Annotated in this window: 14 protein-coding genes; 4 read left to right on the top strand and 10 right to left on the bottom strand. The window is 56.8% G+C overall.

Annotated features, from left to right (window positions below; translation table 11 throughout):
* Positions 1-347 precede the first annotated feature (347 nt).
* The 3 genes from LLY24_RS04775 to nirD are packed head-to-tail and all read left to right on the top strand — an operon-like array spanning position 348 to position 4,655.
* Positions 348-1,700, top strand: a complete 1,353-nt coding sequence (locus tag LLY24_RS04775; RefSeq protein ID WP_259035140.1) for an NAD(P)/FAD-dependent oxidoreductase — start codon at positions 348-350, stop codon at positions 1,698-1,700.
* Between the two features lie 2 nt (positions 1,701-1,702).
* Positions 1,703-4,228, top strand: a complete 2,526-nt coding sequence (nirB, locus tag LLY24_RS04770) for a nitrite reductase large subunit NirB (RefSeq protein WP_259035139.1) — start codon at positions 1,703-1,705, stop codon at positions 4,226-4,228.
* Positions 4,229-4,280: 52 nt separating this feature from the next.
* Positions 4,281-4,655 carry a nitrite reductase small subunit NirD gene (gene nirD / locus LLY24_RS04765; protein WP_259035138.1) on the top strand — a complete coding sequence of 125 codons (375 nt, stop codon included), beginning with the start codon at positions 4,281-4,283 and terminating at the stop codon, positions 4,653-4,655.
* A gap of 1 nt (position 4,656) precedes the next feature.
* Here nirD and LLY24_RS04760 read toward each other — a convergent pair whose 3' ends face one another.
* Positions 4,657-5,196 carry a GNAT family N-acetyltransferase gene (locus LLY24_RS04760; protein ID WP_259035137.1) on the bottom strand — a complete coding sequence of 180 codons (540 nt, stop codon included), beginning with the start codon at positions 5,194-5,196 and terminating at the stop codon, positions 4,657-4,659.
* A gap of 133 nt (positions 5,197-5,329) precedes the next feature.
* Between LLY24_RS04760 and LLY24_RS04755 the strand changes: the two genes are divergently transcribed.
* Entirely contained in the window at positions 5,330-6,259 is a 930-nt protein-coding gene (locus LLY24_RS04755; protein WP_259035136.1) for a cation diffusion facilitator family transporter, read from the top strand.
* 29 nt (positions 6,260-6,288) lie between these two features.
* Here the strand turns inward: LLY24_RS04755 and LLY24_RS04750 are convergent, their stop codons facing one another.
* The 9 genes from LLY24_RS04750 to yiaK form a co-directional block, all read right to left on the bottom strand.
* Positions 6,289-7,305, bottom strand: a complete 1,017-nt coding sequence (locus LLY24_RS04750; protein WP_259035135.1) for an Ldh family oxidoreductase — start codon at positions 7,303-7,305, stop codon at positions 6,289-6,291.
* Between the two features lie 46 nt (positions 7,306-7,351).
* Positions 7,352-8,155, bottom strand: a complete 804-nt coding sequence (locus tag LLY24_RS04745; protein ID WP_259035134.1) for an NAD-dependent epimerase/dehydratase family protein — start codon at positions 8,153-8,155, stop codon at positions 7,352-7,354.
* 83 nt (positions 8,156-8,238) lie between these two features.
* Positions 8,239-9,099 carry an amidohydrolase family protein gene (locus tag LLY24_RS04740; protein ID WP_259035133.1) on the bottom strand — a complete coding sequence of 287 codons (861 nt, stop codon included), beginning with the start codon at positions 9,097-9,099 and terminating at the stop codon, positions 8,239-8,241.
* 2 nt (positions 9,100-9,101) lie between these two features.
* Complete coding sequence (locus LLY24_RS04735) at positions 9,102-10,238, bottom strand: mandelate racemase/muconate lactonizing enzyme family protein (RefSeq protein WP_259035132.1); 1,137 nt, start codon at positions 10,236-10,238, stop codon at positions 9,102-9,104.
* A gap of 13 nt (positions 10,239-10,251) precedes the next feature.
* On the bottom strand, positions 10,252-11,532 hold the full coding sequence (locus LLY24_RS04730) for a TRAP transporter large permease (RefSeq protein WP_259035131.1): 1,281 nt from the start codon (positions 11,530-11,532) through the stop codon (positions 10,252-10,254).
* A 3-nt stretch (positions 11,533-11,535) separates the two neighbouring features.
* Positions 11,536-12,072 carry a TRAP transporter small permease gene (locus LLY24_RS04725; protein WP_259035130.1) on the bottom strand — a complete coding sequence of 179 codons (537 nt, stop codon included), beginning with the start codon at positions 12,070-12,072 and terminating at the stop codon, positions 11,536-11,538.
* Between the two features lie 20 nt (positions 12,073-12,092).
* On the bottom strand, positions 12,093-13,085 hold the full coding sequence (locus LLY24_RS04720) for a TRAP transporter substrate-binding protein (RefSeq protein ID WP_259035129.1): 993 nt from the start codon (positions 13,083-13,085) through the stop codon (positions 12,093-12,095).
* A gap of 806 nt (positions 13,086-13,891) precedes the next feature.
* Entirely contained in the window at positions 13,892-14,641 is a 750-nt protein-coding gene (locus tag LLY24_RS04715; protein WP_259035128.1) for a FadR/GntR family transcriptional regulator, read from the bottom strand.
* A 434-nt stretch (positions 14,642-15,075) separates the two neighbouring features.
* On the bottom strand, positions 15,076-16,083 hold the full coding sequence (gene yiaK, locus LLY24_RS04710; protein ID WP_259035127.1) for a 3-dehydro-L-gulonate 2-dehydrogenase: 1,008 nt from the start codon (positions 16,081-16,083) through the stop codon (positions 15,076-15,078).
* Positions 16,084-16,157 lie beyond the last annotated feature (74 nt).

Raw genomic sequence — 16,157 nt, 5'->3', positions numbered from 1 at the left:
GTGCAGACAGCCCACTTTCTCACCCTTTCCTGACTAACAAGACGCTGCCCTCCCCCTTATCTTCCATCAGCAACCCACTGATCCTACTGTTTAAATTTTACTAAGCGCGAACATTGGCCGCACACTTGCTGGTACTTAGCGAAGATTCATCACCCAGTACGTATTGGCGTACTTCGCGAACGATCAATGACGGTCGTTCTTCCTGCCCGCAGGCAGGACTTGGCGACCGGGCAACGAAGCCCCTGATGAGTGCACGAAGGCGAATGTCTCCTTTATGCACTCATCAGGGGCTTTTTTGTTGGTCACGACTTTCACGACGACCGCCGCCCAGGCAGAGGAGCTCGATCATGTCATCTGCATCCCCTTTTGCCATCGACCATCTAGTCATCGTCGGTAACGGCATGGCCTCGCACCGGCTTATCCAAGCGCTGGCAGAGGCGCCCACGCGACCAGCGCACATCACCGTTATTGGCGCCGAAGCGCAGCCAGCCTACAACCGCATCCTGCTCTCGCCGCTGTTGGCTGGCGAAATCGACCCCGTGGGGTTGGCGCTACAAAACGAGGCGTGGTACGCCGACCACGGCATCACGCTGTACCTGGATGAACAGGTTCAACGCCTAGATCGCAAGCAACGCCACGTCATTACCACCAAGCGCACCCTCACCTACGACCGCTTGGTACTGGCAACCGGCTCACGCCCTGCCCTGCCGCCGGTTCCGGGCAGCACGCTGTCTGGTATCGAGGGCTTTCGTACCTTGGAGGACGTATCCCGCCTGGCCGCCATCGACCCCGCCAAGGGCCCTTGTATCGTCATCGGAGGCGGGCTTCTCGGGCTCGAGGCCGCCGAAGGGCTACGTAAGCGCGGCGTCGAGGTCAGCGTGCTCCAACGCGGTGCTCATTTGCTCAACCGCCAGCTGGATGCCACCGCCGCCGAACTTCTGGCCGACGAGCTCAACTCCCGTGGGCTAAAACTGCGTATGAACGCACGCGTAAGCCGCTTCGAGAGCGATAACGAAGAGGGCCGCGTGGCCGCCGTGGTGCTGGAAGATGGGCAGCGGCTGCCCTGTCAGCGGGTCATCGTCGCCATGGGCATTACGCCCAACGCTGAGCTGGGTCAGGCCGCAGGGCTTGCCACCGAGCGCGCCATCGTCGTCGACGACACCTTGACCACCTCCGACCCGAGGATTCATGCCCTGGGCGAGTGTTGTCAGTTCGACACCCATACCTATGGCCTGGTCGAGCCCATCTGGCGTCAGGTCGAGGTACTCGCCGACCACCTGGCCGGGCGCGGCGAAGCGCGCTATCACGAAGCGCCCACGGCAACGCGGCTCAAGGTCAGCGGCATTACGCTTTACGCCTTTGGCCCAACCGAAGCGAGCGAAGAGCACGAGATACTGCGCTACGTCGATGGCGGCACCGGCGACTATCGCCGCTTATTGCTTCGCAATGGCCGCATCGAAGGCGCAGTGCTCTATGGCGATACGCGCATGGGGCCTTGGTACTTCAAGCTCGCTCTCGAACACAGCGATATAAGCGATTGCCGCCGAGGCCTCTTGTTTGGCGAGGCCGATGCCAGCGCACTGGGTGACGCGAGTGTCGGCTCGTCGGCTCTTTCTGCATCTAACTCTTCTACATCTAACTCCTCTGCGTCTACCTCTTCTTCGCCCACTCCATCCACCTCCATCGTTGAGGCCGCCTGATCATGACACCCGCGACAAAACTCAACCTCATCATCATCGGTAACGGCATGGTCGGCCACCATTTGGTCGAGCAACTCGTCGAAGCCGATGCCCTCGAGCAGTTTAGCGTTACCGTCTTCGGCGAAGAGCGCCAGCGCGCCTATGATCGCGTGCACCTCTCCGACTACTTCAACGGCAGCGACGCCGAAACGCTGGCGCTTTGCGATGCCGATTACTACGTTCGCCACGGCGTAACGCTCAGAAGCGGCGAGGCCGTCACGGCCATCGACCGCGAAGCGCGCGAAGTAGTGACGTCAAGCGGTCGCTACGGCTATGACCGCCTGGTGCTCGCCACCGGCTCCTATCCGTTCGTGCCGCCCATCGAGGGCCGCGAGCGTGACGGCTGCCTCGTCTATCGCACCCTAGACGATCTCGATGCCATTCGCTCCGCTGCCGAACACGCCTCCAATGGCGTGGTGGTCGGTGGCGGGCTTCTAGGGCTCGAAGCCGCCAACGCCCTGCGCGGGCTCAATCTGGACGCCGCCGTGGTCGAGTTCGCTCCGCGCTTGATGCCCATGCAGGTAGACGCCGAGGGCGGGGAGCTGTTGAAAGAGAAGATCGAGGCGCTGGGCGTGCAGGTGCTTACCGAACGCGCTACCCAGCGCATCGAAGCAGGCGAGCGCAGCCGTCTGCGCATGGTGTTCCAAGACGACAAGGTGCTCGAGACCGATCTGATCGTGTTCTCCGCCGGCATTCGCCCACGCGACGAACTCGCCCGCGCCTGTGACCTGGCCATTGGTGAGCGCGGCGGTGTGGTCATCGACGACGCCTGCCAAACCAGCGACCCCGCGATTCTCGCCATCGGTGAAGTCGCCCTGTGGAACCAGAGCATCTTCGGCCTGGTCGCGCCAGGCTATCAAATGGCCAAGGCGGCGCTGGCCACGCTGCTCGGCGGCGAGACACGCTTTACCGGTGCCGACATGAGCACCAAGCTGAAACTGCTGGGTGTGGACGTGGGCGCCATTGGCGATGCCCACGGTAACCAAAACCCCGGTGCGCGCATGTTTCGCTACCTCGACCCGCTCAAACAGGTCTACCGCAAGCTCGTGGTGTCCAGCGACGGCAAGAAGCTGCTGGGCGCCATGCTGGTCGGCGACAACGGCGCCTACGATACCCTCTTGCAGTACTACGCCAACGGCATCGAACTGCCAGCGGAGCCCGCCTCGCTGATCCTGCCCAACACATCGGATGCCCCCCTGCTCGGCCCTGGCGCCCTGCCGGACACGGCCATGATCTGCTCGTGCCATAACGTAACCAAGGGCGGCATCTGCAGCGCTATCGAAGGCGGCGCGAGTGACCTTGCCGCGATCAAGGGTACGACCAAAGCGAGCACCGGCTGCGGCGGCTGCGCCACGCTACTCAAGAGCGTGGTGGATTTCGAGCTCGAAGCCCGCGGGGTGGAGGTCGACAAATCGCTTTGCGAGCACTTTGCCCATACCCGACAAGAGCTCTACGACATCGTCCGCGTGGAAGGTATCAAGACCTTTAGCGAGCTGATCGAGAAGCACGGCGCAAAAGGCGCTCATGCGCTTGGCTGCGATATCTGCAAACCGGCGGTGGCCTCGATTCTGGCCTCCTGCTTCAACGAGCCGATCACCGATGCCGCGCACATTCCACTGCAGGACACCAACGATACCTTCATGGCCAACATGCAGAAAAACGGCACCTACTCGGTGGTGCCGCGTATCGCAGGCGGTGAAATCACGCCAGACAAGCTGGTAGTGCTGGGTCAGGTCGCCCAGAAGTACGCGCTTTACACCAAGATCACCGGCGGCCAGCGGATCGATTTGTTCGGCGCGCGCCTGGAGGATCTGCCCGCCATCTGGGGTGAGCTGATCGCGGCAGGCTTCGAAACCGGCCACGCCTACGGCAAGTCACTGAGAACGGTAAAATCCTGCGTGGGCAGCACTTGGTGCCGTTACGGCGTGCAGGATAGCGTTGGCATGGCGATCAAGCTCGAGCACCGCTACAAAGGGTTGCGCGCGCCGCACAAGATCAAGTTCGGTGTTTCTGGCTGCACCCGCGAGTGCGCCGAAGCGCAGAGCAAGGACATCGGCGTGATCGCCACCGAAAACGGCTGGAATCTGTACGTCTGCGGCAACGGCGGCATGCGCCCGCGACACGCCGAACTCTTCGCCACCGACCTTGACGATGAAGCGCTCTACCGCACCATCGACCGCTTGTTGATGTTCTACATTCGCACCGCCGACCGGCTACAGCGCACCTCGGTGTGGCGTGAGAACCTCGACGGCGGGCTCGACTACCTCAAGGAGGTGATTCTGGACGATAGCCTGGGGCTTGGCGCCGAATTAGAGCGCCAGATGCAGCACGTAGTGGATCACTACCAGTGCGAATGGGCCAACGCCATCGACGACCCAGAAAAGCTCAAGCGCTTTAGAAGCTTCGTCAACGACGCCCGTCCGGACCCCTCGATCATCATGACCTCCGAGCGTGGCCAGCCGCGTCCGGCGGTGACGAGCAGCCATTAAAACGCGCCCCACCATCACACTTGTAGCACCAAAACCCACAAGAGGTTTTACCATGACCACGACAGCTCTCGAACTCCCCGCCAACGTAGCCACTTGGCAGCGGCTTTGCGCCAAAGCCGACCTAGTGCCCTTTTCCGGCGTTGCCGCTTGGCTCGAAGCGCCCAGCGGCGCCGCCCAGGTTGCGCTTTTCTATCTGCCGGGACACACGCCCGAGCTCTACGCCATCGCGCACGCCGATCCCTTTTCCAACGCAAACGTCCTGGCCTACGGCATCGTCGGCAGTCTCAAAGGCGTCCCCGTTGTCGCCTCCCCGCTCTACAAACAGCACTTTCGCCTAGAAGATGGGCAGTGCCTGGAGGATGAGAACGTGAAGCTGCGCAGCTGGCGCGTGGGCTTTAACGGCAATGAAGTATGGATCGCGACCTAACTCAGCCAAGCTTGCACTGATACGCCCAGCAATCGAGCCGCTGTCCGGCGACGAGCGAATGGCCGGGTAGCTTTTGGCGGGCTTTGAACCCAGCTTTTTCGAGTACGCGTTGCGACGCGGGGTTCTCCACCGAGGCGTAGGCCGAGAGTAGATGTAAACCGTAGGTGCAGCGAGCCTCCTTGAGCAAATGACGTAGCGCCTTTTGGGCAATGCCTCGCCCACAGGCGTTACGTGCAAGCCGATAGCCCACTTGTGCCGTGCCACGTGTTTGATCGATCTGTTTTAAGTTGGCGCGGCCAATCAGGCGACCTTCGCGACAGCGAATCAACAGCGGCAGCATACGGTTTTGCGCGTGCAGCGATAAACACTCGATAATATGTTTTACCGCCCCTTGAGGACAGTAAAAGCGCGGGTCACGTGCTTCCACATAGCGTTCGAACCAGGCACGCTCGGCGACTTCGAACGCCAGCAGTTCGGCCGCGTCTTCGGGTTTGAGTAACGCAAACCGGGGCTGCGTGGGTACTGCGGGGGGGCTTACCATGGCGAGCGGCATTTCCTTCTATCTCCCTGAAGGCCATCATCCTGCACCTGAGTGTAGCGCCGCCTACGGCGATGAGGCGCAAAAGTTGCTATTCTCTGGCGCACTTTTCTCTAAGTTACGACAGGGGCATGGCATGAAAACGGAATCGGGGGCGCTGGTCGTATCGGCCTTGATGGCGCTGGTGATCGGGGCGGCGGGCATTACGGCGACGCTTCTATCCAATTCCCAGGCCATTTTGCTCGATGGGCTTTTTAACCTAATCTATTTCGCCATTGCACTGGTAACGATCAAGGTCAGCCGCTTGGCGAGCCGACCCGATAGCGATGCCTACCCGTTTGGGTATACCTACTTCGAATCGCTGGTCAATCTGTGCAAGGGGCTGTTGATTCTCGGTGTTTCCATCTTTGCCCTGGTGGACGCAGTCGCCGCCCTTCTCAGCGGTGGCCGGGACATCGATGCAGGCCTTGCCATCGTTTACGCGCTCTTTGCCACGGCGACCTGCTCGTTCACTGCCTGGACGATGCACAAAAGCCTTGGCCATGTGAGAAGCCCCTTGATCGAGGCCGACAAGCTCAACTGGGTGGTCAATAGCATCATTTCAGCCGCCGTGCTGGCGGCATTTTGCCTCGTCTTACTGTTGAAATGGCTCGACTGGCAGACCTTCGTCCCCTTTATTGACCCGATTCTGGTCATAGCGGTCGTGCTGCTTTGCCTTGGCGTTCCGGTGCGGATGGCCACTCAAGCCTTGCAGGAGTTATTGAACAAGACGCCACCCGCCAGTATCGCCGCCCCCGTGCGTGATGCCATCGCCCATGCCCTGGCCGATACCCCCACCGAAGAGATTCGTGTGCGCATGGTGCGCCCGGGGCGCATGCTCTACGTCATGGTGCACGTGGTGCTGCCCGAACAGAGCGAAGGCCAAGAGGTCACCCAATTGGACCAGCTACGCGAGCGCATCGACCAGGAGATTCGCACCCACCACTCGCCCATGGTCTGCGATGTCGTTTTCACCGCCGACCGGCGCTGGGCGGCGCCATCGTGCGGGCAGCTAGTTACTAAATGAACGGCTAGTCACCCAATAAAACGAGAGCGTCAGCGCGACCCTAAACGCCTGATCTCCTCATAGAGCGCTTGCGGTATCGTAACGCCGTCGCACAGGCTACGTTGCCGCGCCTCGTAGCGGCGCTGGGATGGCAGCCGCGCCCCTTGGCCCAAGATCTGCTCGAACAGGGTTTCGGCGTGCTGCAGGTGATGATCGCAATCCTGGCCCAGGAAAACGTGTGGGGAGAGCGCGATGATCAGCTCACCGTGAAACGGTTTGGCAGTGCTCTCTGGACCCGCTGCCTGGGTTTCATGACCCAAGACTTCGCCGATCAAGGGCCCTGCCAGCAGCTCGATCATGGTCGATAGGGCCGAACCTTTGTAGCCCCCGAACGTGCGCATGGCACCTGCTAACGCGGCCGTTGGGTCGGTGGTCGGCTCGCCGTTTGCATCCATGGCCCAGTGATCGGGAATCGTTTTCCCTGCCCGCCGGTGGAGCTCGATCTCGCCTCTGGCGACCTCACTGGTGGCAAAATCAAAGGTATAGGGCGTACCGTCCGGTCGCGGCCACGAAAAGGCGATGGGGTTGGTGCCCAGGAGTGGGCGCTGACCGCCCGCCGGTGCCACGAAAGCATGCGTCGGGGTCATGGCGATGGCGACGACGCCCTGGCTCGATAGCGCCTCCACTTCGGGCCACAGCGCAGAGAAGTGGAAACAGTGAGTGATACCCAGCGCCGCGATACCGGTGCGCTTAGCTTTTTCGACCAATAGCGCGCTGCCCTTTTCGAACGCCAGCAAGGAGCATCCTTGGCGGGCATCGGCGATGACCACGCTGGGTGCCTTATCGACGATCTCTGGTTCAGTCTGCGTATCGATCCCGCCGTTTAGCGCCGTGTGTACGCAACCAATCAACCGATACAGGCCGTGCGAGTGGCACTCATCGCGCTGCGCCGCCATGACACTACGGGTGATAGCCTCGGCATGGGCGCGGCTAAAGCCGTTGTGCTGGAGAACATCGAGGCTTAGGGCTTGGGCGTCGTCGAGAGATAGCGTGATGTCTTCGCTCATGCTCACTTTCCTTCATTTGTGGCAGGCATAGGTAGTAACGTAAGCGCTACTCGCGGTCGTCGGGATGCCCAATCGATGTAAATTTACCGCCATGGTAGCGCACGGCAGCATCGTTACTGTCTAGCTCACGATCGTGGTGTTCGGTTTCTGCGCGCCATGGCTCTGAGCTATCGCGCGGTACCCAGCCAAGAAAACCAGCGTGCCGATTGTCCCACCACTGTTCTGCATTATTTGAGGCACCGTAGACTACGGTGTGCTCTAAACGTGGAGTGGCGAAGGCACGCGTCAATAGCGCAACAAAATCGCTCAAGCTCAGCCAGGTCGCCATCATGCGCGTATCTGCAGGCTTGTCGAAACATGAGCCAATACGCACGCTTAGCGTTTCGACACCAAACTTGTTGTAGTAGAGACTCGCCAGATTCTCACCGAAGCACTTCGAGACGCCATATAGCGAATCTGGCCGCTGGGGTACTTGATTGTCGATGCGCTGATGGCGTTCATAAAAGCCTATGGCGTGGTTGGAGCTGGCAAATACGATGCGCGGTTTACCGTTCAGCCGTGCGGCTTCGTAAAGGTTATAGGTGCCCGCGATATTCGCACTCAAAATCGCATCCCACGGGCTCTCGACCGACATCCCCCCTAAGTGAACGATGCCATCACAGCCGCGTACCAGTTCCGCGACCGCCTGTTTGTCGCTTAAATCGGCCTGAATCAACTCTTCGTGAGACTGCGCGCTGTCCAAAGGTGCAATATCAGAAAGACGCACCTGCTTGGCCAATGTAGCGAGATGCGGTCGCAGGCTCTTGCCTAAGCCACCGGCCGCGCCGGTAACGAGAAGACGATTCAACATGAGGGCTCCTTGACATTCCTTTTATATAAAACAGTATTTTTAGTGCTCAGGGTTGATGCGTCGTTATCTGTACCCTTTCAAGCTTAAAAGCCGTACAGTTTGGCCGGGTTATCGACCAGAATTTTTTGCCGAACGCTGGGCGAGGCCCACCGCAGTAATACATCAAGCTGCTCGGCATCGTCCGGATAGTGCTCACGCGGCACACCCACATGGGGCCAGTTCGACCCCCAGAGGACACGTTCGGGCGCATGCTCGATCAGCCTTTTCGCGACCGGGCCCACATCCTCGTAGTGCGGCCCGCCCGTCAGGCTCGTTTCGTAGCCACCGCATATTTTGATCCATGCATTGCCGCGATCCAGAAGCTCAGCAATATGATCGACGCGCACGTCATCAGCCGAGACAGGGGGCATGAACTTGCCGATATGATCGATGATGTAATCCGTTTGAATGGCCTTGAGCGTAGTGAGATAGTCATTAATTTCGCGACCGTTAAACTGAACCATCAAGTGCCAGCCAAACGCTCGTATGCGCGCTTCGACCTCGGCCAGCCGATCTATCCCTACCGCGCCGCCCGGCAACTGCATGATGCGAGCACCACGCGCACCTTGGGCATGAAACTCCTCGATATCGGCTTCCGAGGCATCAGGTCGAACGGCGACGATCGCTCGGGCGCTCGCCTGCCCCATCTGGGCTACGGCGTCGAGTACAGCCCGATTGTCGAATTGATAGGCATTGGACTGGGTCACGACGACCCGATCCAATGAAAGCCGCCGTTGTACGATCTTATAATCCTCTACCGTAGCCAGCTCTTTAATATCAGGCCCACCTGGCTGGGCGCTGTATCCCGGTAGGTAAATATGCATATGGCAGTCTGTCGCCCCCTTTGGCGCGGCAAGCTTTGGCAGGGGGCCTTCGAGCTGACGCGTATTTGCAGGTATCGACATACCTATATCTCCTTCATGCAGTAGCGAGCCAACGCCTCACGGTCGATCTCGATACCGAGCCCCGGCCCGTTGGGAATCGTGACGACACCCTGGTGATGCTCAAGGGGTGTCTTCACCACGGCTTGGCGAAAGGGATTCTCGGTGCGATCGAACTCCATGATGGGTTCGATTGGCCTGCCTCGGGGTGGGTTAGGAGGCAGCGCCGCCATGAATTGCAAGCTTGCCGCGAGACACACCGCCGTGCCCCATACGTGGGGGACTAAGCGCACGCCGTGCAGGGCGGCCATATCGACTACCCGGCGTATTTCGCTGAACCCACCCACGCCGCAAATATCCGGCTGGACGATATCGATGGCGCGGCGGGAAAGCGGCTCGTGCATGGCGTAACGGCCGTGCCAGTTCTCGCCGCTGGCCACGGGGATCGGCTGACCGACGCGCACGGCTTCATAGGTGCCAATTTGCTCTGGCAGCACCGGCTCTTCGAACCAGTCGACGCCGAACGCCGCCGCGCGCCTGCCGACCTCGATGGCCTCCAGGTAGTCGTAGCCGTGGTTGGCATCGATCATCAAACGCAGCTCAGGTCCGATGGCCTCACGCACCGCCTCGATTACCTGAAGATCCTCCTCCACGTCGAAACCAATCTTGATCTTGACGGCGTGGAAGCCCTCTTCACGGTAGCGCGCTACCTCTGCTGCTACGTCGCTTATGCGATCGACTCCCTCGCGGCGAAACGAGCCGGTGGCGTAGGCGCGCACAGCGTCACGAAAGCGCCCTCCCAGCAGAGTGGAAATCGAGACACCGAAGTGCTTGCCCTTGATGTCCCAAAGCGCAATATCGATTCCGCTGAGCGCGGTCATGGTCAGCCCTCGCTGGCCCTGGTCGCGTAAACGGTTATAGAGCGCGAGCCAAATCTTTTCAGTCTCCAGCGGATCTTGCCCTAGGAGCCACTGCGCGTAGGTGTTGACCACTTCGGCGTTCGCCTTGGCGGGCCCCAAGCACTCTCCCCAGCCGATAGTGCCGTCGTCGCAGATCACCTCCACCAAACAGTGCTGGCGGCGGATGAAGGACATCGACGCGCTCTCAAAGGCGGTTTCCAGCTCGTGATCGAGAATATGCGTCTTCACCGCGGTTACTTTCATCGAAGATCTCCCGTCAACGGAACAGGCTTGGCAGCGTGAGTGAAATCGTCGGCACGTAGGTCACCAGCATCAAGGCAACGAACAGCGCCAGGAAAAACGGCCAAATAGTACGTACGGCTTGCTCGATCTTGATCTTGCCGATCACGCAGCCAACGAACAGGCAGGCGCCCACCGGCGGCGTACACAGGCCAAGGCCCAGGTTCATCATCATGATGATGCCGAACTGGATAGGGTCCATGCCGAACTGCATCGCAACGGGCAGGAAGATGGGCGTACAGATCAGAATCAAGGCTGCCATGTCCATGATCATGCCCAGCACCAGCAGAATCAGATTCAGCAGCAGGAAAATGACCACGGGCTTGTCGGAGATGGCGATCAAACCGGTGGTGAGCATTTCCGGCACGTTATAGAGCGCGAGCAGGTAGGAAAATGCCGAGGCACAGCCCACTAGGATCATGACCAGCGAGGTAGTTTTGACCGACTGAACCACCGCCGCCTTGAACGAGGCCCACTTGAGCTCGCGATAGACCAGCCCGGTCACGAGGATGGCATAGATGGCCCCAAAAGCACCGGATTCGGTCACCGTCAAAATGCCCGACAGGACCCCACCCACGATGATCACTGCCGTCATCAGCCCAGGCAGCGAAGCCGCCAAACTGACGAAGAGCGCCTGCCAACCGGGAAACGCCTCGCCTTTGTAGCCACGCTTGACCGCCACGATGTAGGCCGCCACGGCCAAGCTCAAACACATCAAAATGCCCGGCACGATCCCCGCCATGAAAAGCTGGGTGACCGATATCCCGCCCCCCGCTGCCACGGCGTAAAGGATCATGTTATGGCTCGGCGGAATGACCACACCCGCCACCGATGAAGTCACCGTGACATTCACCGCGTAATCGGCGTCGTAGCCCTTCTCCTTCATTACCGGAATCAGCAGTGATCCCAACGCTGAGGTATCCGCCACCGCCGAGCCGGAGATACCGCCAAATAGCATGGAAGAGCTGACATTGACCATGCCAAGCCCGCCGCGCATTTTGCCCACCATGGCCGAGGCCAAGCGCACCAGTCGCGTCGAGATACCGCCGTGCAGCATCAATTCACCGGCGAAGATGAAAAAGGGAATGGCCAGCAGCGAGAACACCGAGATACCCGAGAGGATGCGCTGGAAGGCAACGAACAGCGGCAACCCTTCATACAAGAACGTCACTACCGCCGCCAGGCCCACGGCGAAGGCAACCGGCGCCCCGACCAAGAGACCTAAAAAGAAGATACCAAACAGAATGACAAGCCCCATGGCTTAGGCCCCCTTAGAATGACGCGACTGCAAACGCTGCAGAATGTTAGCCCCGGCAAACAGCGCAATCAGCACACCGCAGATCACCAGCGGCGCCGCCCGCCAGCTTTCGGATAGGCCGATCATGGGAATGGCACGCTCAAGGTTGGTGGTTACTAAACGCCACCCTTGAAACGCCATGAAGCCGCCAAAGACCACAATGAAAAGATCCGAAACGATGAACATCAGCGTACGCAATGCCCCTGGCGCGCTTTCGCGCAGAAAGTCGATGTTCAAATGGCTTTGATACCTGACCCCAGCGGCGGCGCCCAGGCAGGTGATGTAGATGATCAACACAAGCGAAGCCTGCTCGACCCACGTAGGTGTGTTGTTGAGCACGTAGCGTCCGAAGACCAGCCAGCCGAAAATGGCGATCACGAAGACCAGCATGATGCCCGCCACGAGAATGCACAGGTTGGCCGCCCCATCCAGAAAGCGGCCCAGTGGGCCGCTTTTGAGGACTGCGTCTCGTTCGGTCAATGTTTCAACGTCTATGCTCACAGCGCATGTCCTTTAGCGAGTTACTCGACGGCGCGAATCTCTTCGATGAGCTCACCGGTGCCGGGGTTATTGGCGATGAAGCGCTCGTAGATCGGCTCCATTAGCGCCTGGAACGCCGCCTTATCCTCGACTTCGTTGATCTGCACGCCGTGATCCAACACGATTTGGCGGCTTTCATCTGAACTCTCGACCCACAGCGCGCGCTGCATTTCCGATGCGGCCATGCCCTCCTCGCGCACGATCTCCTGATCTTCCGGCGAGAGCTTCTCCCAGCTCGCTTTGGCTACGCACAGGCACTCGGGAATGATCAGGTGCTCGGTCAGCGAGAAGTACTCCGCCGCTTCGTAGTGGTTGCTGGATTCGAAAGAGGGGAAGTTATTTTCTGCGCCATCCAACACACCTGTGGTCAAGCTTTGATACACCTCGCCGTAAGCCATGGGGGTAGCGTTGCCGCCAAGGGCCTCCATCATCTCGACGTAGAGATCGTTGTTCATGACCCGAACCTTCAGACCCTGAACGTCTTCCGGCGTATTGATGGGACGACGCGTGTTGTAGATGCTACGTGCTCCAGAATCGAACCAGGAGAGCACCACGAGTCCCTTCTCCTCTAGCGCATCGGCGAAACGCTGGCCTATTTCACCGTCCATCACCGTATGCATTTGATCGATATCGGTGAATAAAAACGGCAGTGAGAAGACGTTGGTCTTGTTAACGATCGGGCCCATGGGCCCCATGTTGAAGTTGGCGAAATCGAGCGCACCGTTACGAGTCTGCTCGATGGCATCCGACTGATCGCCCAGCACCGCGTTATTGTAGATACGCGGAGAAACACGCCCTTCTGTTCTGTCCGCCACTGCCTCGGCAAAAGCCTCGAGCGCAACGGTATTTGGGTAACCATCCGGATGGATATTCCAGCCCCGCCAGTTGGCCGCCTGCGCGGATACCGCTGCGGCAAGCAGCGATACGCTGACGGTGGCGATGGTGGCATGGCGAAAGGTCATTCTTGTTTTCATCGTTAACACCTTTGAGTTCGACGTTGCGTTTTCAGTCATCGGTTAATCGAAAACTATCGATTAATTATTTAGGCGTAAAACTACGAGTTACCACTCCCTTTTAACACAGAGACTAAAAGCCTTTAAACAGAGAAATAAAACCATCTTTTTTAAATCTCTCCTTATAAGCAAGGATCATCCACTAAAAGAGAAAAAGCATGCTTGTCTTACATCATACAAGACAGTAACCATAAGCTAGAGAATTCGTGAATTCGAAGCAAGTGCCAAACAGGCGCTTTAGACCAAAGTCATAACTCCTACAAAAATGATCGAAGAAATCAAAAAATGAATTAAAAATTCTAAATTACAAAAAAAACAGTGGATTAAAAGGAACAAAAACCGAGCTAAAAATGACCACTTCAATCATAATAAAGGGATTTGTTTGATTCCCAGCCCAAGGAACTACATTACTCGTTCATTTAGCTTTTATCTCAAACTGACACACTCAAAAAAACCACCGCAAGTTACTGAAAAAAATGAATATTTATTATATGAAAAAACAGGGAATTTAGTTCTGGGCTTGACATATAAAAGCTCATTTACATTCATTTTTACTAATATAAACTATGGTCGCGCATCAGCAGAATCGCAAGGTTATCAGCAGCCCTATACGTTACCTGGGACTATCGAAAAGGCCTTCTAGGCCAGCCATGCGATTTTACGAGCACAGTTGACCAGGCCTTTCTATAGGCTGGACAATTAAGACTTTAATAAACAAAGTGTAGTGATTACCGAATAAGTCTAGAAATATAGTTTTCAGTAGAAGATTAAGTTTGATCCCTGTACTGGCTATAGGTGTCACGAGCGCGACTGAGGTGCTGCTGCATAGCGTTGTAGGCTGCCTTACTATCGCGCGATAGGATCGCCGAAAGTATTCGTGCATGCTCCTGCTGTACACGCTCGAGATAGCGCTGTGACGAGAGCGGATTAATCTCGCTGGTAATCAATTTGGCACGAGGTATTACTCCCTCGCTCCACTGCTCATAAAAGGATTTGAAGAAAGGATTCTTTGTTGCAGTAGCAATGGCAAAATGAAACTGGTAGTCCTCTTCTCGGGCCTGAGAATGCGCAGCGTATGCACTTGTAAATGCATTGAACTGACTTTCAAGCCGCATTTGATCACTGCTATCATAACGCTGTGCTGCCAGCTCCGCCGCACTCGGCTCGATCGCCAAGCGCAGCTCCAAGAGGTGGAGAATATCTTCAACCGTAGTAGGGTTAATACGCTCGGCAGGTAGCGCCTCAATTTTCGAGGCACGTAGTACCGTGGTCCCTACGCCGCGGCGGGTTTCCACCAATCCTAACGATTTGAGATGCGTAATAGCTTCACGAATAACCGTGCGGCTAACACCAAATGACTCACATAGACTGTTCTCGGTAGGAAGCTTATCACCAACAGCCACCTCTCCCCGCACAATCAGCGTTTCCAATTGGTCAGCCACGTGAACCGCCAGGCTTCCCTGCTGGGTAAGCCGATTTACCTTGAAAGTTGCGATTTCTGATGCTTGCCTGGCCATACCCGCCATCCATTCCTTTATAGTTGAATCCCGGCACTTTAACGTAAAAGCGGCGGTTCGTGGGCGATCGTATGGTATCCGAGGCCCGAGCGAGCAAGTACACGCCCCCTTCACCATACAGAAACGTCTCTTATCACAATCCTTAATTCAGTTGCAAATAAAATAATGCATTTCGCAGCCTAGGCTGTGTGAAGGCTTGAACAATCAGAAAACACCATTCCCCCACTAAGCCACTAACATAAACCTATAAATTTAAAACCTTAGCTATAAAAAACCGAGGGTTCTGTAGCATTCCCAGTAAACAGATGATTTAGTACCGGCAACCCACATTGATATTAAATTAAAAACTTGGATTACCGGCATGATCTCTTTTCAAACTTATAACTTTAAATTTAACATCCTGCTCATTGCTATTTTCAAATAGCCACTAAATACTAACTCGCCAAATCACAAACAGCTCGCCACAAGCTATCATCAATATTCAATAAATCATTTGAATGCCGGTGACTATATGTAGATTGACCTGGCCAGCGTACAGTTTTTCCAGATTCGCCAGGCTCAGCTGACGCAAGGTGAGTTTTAATGCCTTCCACGATTGCTTCGCAGGTTGCTTGCCCTGAAATTTGATTTGGATCGAATACCATGAAAATCTGGCAGCTTCCGCCTCCACTTCCCTGCTTGACATTGTCGATGTCATGAGTAGGACGTCCGCTTGAAAGCATGGCTGCCATAGCATCTAACAATATAGCCAGCCCCGACCCTTTCCAGTACCCCGTTGGCAAAAGCCGTCTCGTTTCTGCTATGGCAGCTGGATCCCGGCTTAAGCGGCCCTGCTGGTCAAAACCACCATCGACAGGCAGAGACTCATCATTGGATTTCAGCGTTTGCAGCTTTCCATATGAAAACTGTGACATCGCCATATCAAGCACAAGCGGACCATCTTGATGTGGCACAGCCATAACCAGTGGATTATTACCAATGGACTGTGACATCGCCCCCCAAGCAGGCATGCAGGACTCCGTGTTTGTCCACATAATGGTAGCTAGCCCTCGCTCTACCGCGTGCCAACCATAACTCCCTCCACGCATCCAATGCGTAGTGTTACGTAAGGCAACAATGCCCATACCGTGCTCTTTGGAAAGGTCTATAGCGCGTTCAGTTGCATCAAGTGCATTAGTCACGCCTATACCCATGTTGCCATCCAGCACTTCAATTGCACCGACTTTATGCACCAAGTTAGAAGAGGCATTAACATTCACCCAACCACGTTCAACATAATCAATAAAACGGGGAATACGCCCTATACCGTGTGAATGCACACCGTCACGTGTACTCTCTGAATGAATTCGCGCACAAACCTTAGCTTGCTCTGCATTCAAGCCCGCATTCAAGAGCGCTTTTTCAAGTGTGCTATTCAAAGCATCAAAGCTTACTTCTGCCATTGAGTCCTCCATATGGAATATATGGTTTCTATACCTGCAAACTACGTTAGCGCTTCCTGAAACATCCAGACTAA

Origin of the sequence: Halomonas dongshanensis (assembly GCF_024790395.1) — a bacterium.
Classification (GTDB): Bacteria; Pseudomonadota; Gammaproteobacteria; order Pseudomonadales; family Halomonadaceae; genus Vreelandella; species Vreelandella dongshanensis.
This window is presented reverse-complemented; position numbering and strand designations above follow the sequence as displayed.

Bases quoted from the DNA above. Each gene is read 5' to 3' on its own strand.
- LLY24_RS04775 (WP_259035140.1), top strand. From the start codon at position 348: ATGTCATCTGCATCCCCTTTTGCCATCGACCATCTAGTCATCGTCGGT.
- nirB (WP_259035139.1), top strand. From the start codon at position 1,703: ATGACACCCGCGACAAAACTCAACCTCATCATCATCGGTAACGGCATG.
- nirD (WP_259035138.1), top strand. From the start codon at position 4,281: ATGACCACGACAGCTCTCGAACTCCCCGCCAACGTAGCCACTTGGCAG.
- LLY24_RS04760 (WP_259035137.1), bottom strand. From the start codon at position 5,196: ATGGTAAGCCCCCCCGCAGTACCCACGCAGCCCCGGTTTGCGTTACTC.
- LLY24_RS04755 (WP_259035136.1), top strand. From the start codon at position 5,330: ATGAAAACGGAATCGGGGGCGCTGGTCGTATCGGCCTTGATGGCGCTG.
- LLY24_RS04750 (WP_259035135.1), bottom strand. From the start codon at position 7,305: ATGAGCGAAGACATCACGCTATCTCTCGACGACGCCCAAGCCCTAAGC.
- LLY24_RS04745 (WP_259035134.1), bottom strand. From the start codon at position 8,155: ATGTTGAATCGTCTTCTCGTTACCGGCGCGGCCGGTGGCTTAGGCAAG.
- LLY24_RS04740 (WP_259035133.1), bottom strand. From the start codon at position 9,099: ATGTCGATACCTGCAAATACGCGTCAGCTCGAAGGCCCCCTGCCAAAG.
- LLY24_RS04735 (WP_259035132.1), bottom strand. From the start codon at position 10,238: ATGAAAGTAACCGCGGTGAAGACGCATATTCTCGATCACGAGCTGGAA.
- LLY24_RS04730 (WP_259035131.1), bottom strand. From the start codon at position 11,532: ATGGGGCTTGTCATTCTGTTTGGTATCTTCTTTTTAGGTCTCTTGGTC.
- LLY24_RS04720 (WP_259035129.1), bottom strand. From the start codon at position 13,085: ATGAAAACAAGAATGACCTTTCGCCATGCCACCATCGCCACCGTCAGC.
- LLY24_RS04715 (WP_259035128.1), bottom strand. From the start codon at position 14,641: ATGGCCAGGCAAGCATCAGAAATCGCAACTTTCAAGGTAAATCGGCTT.
- yiaK (WP_259035127.1), bottom strand. From the start codon at position 16,083: ATGGCAGAAGTAAGCTTTGATGCTTTGAATAGCACACTTGAAAAAGCG.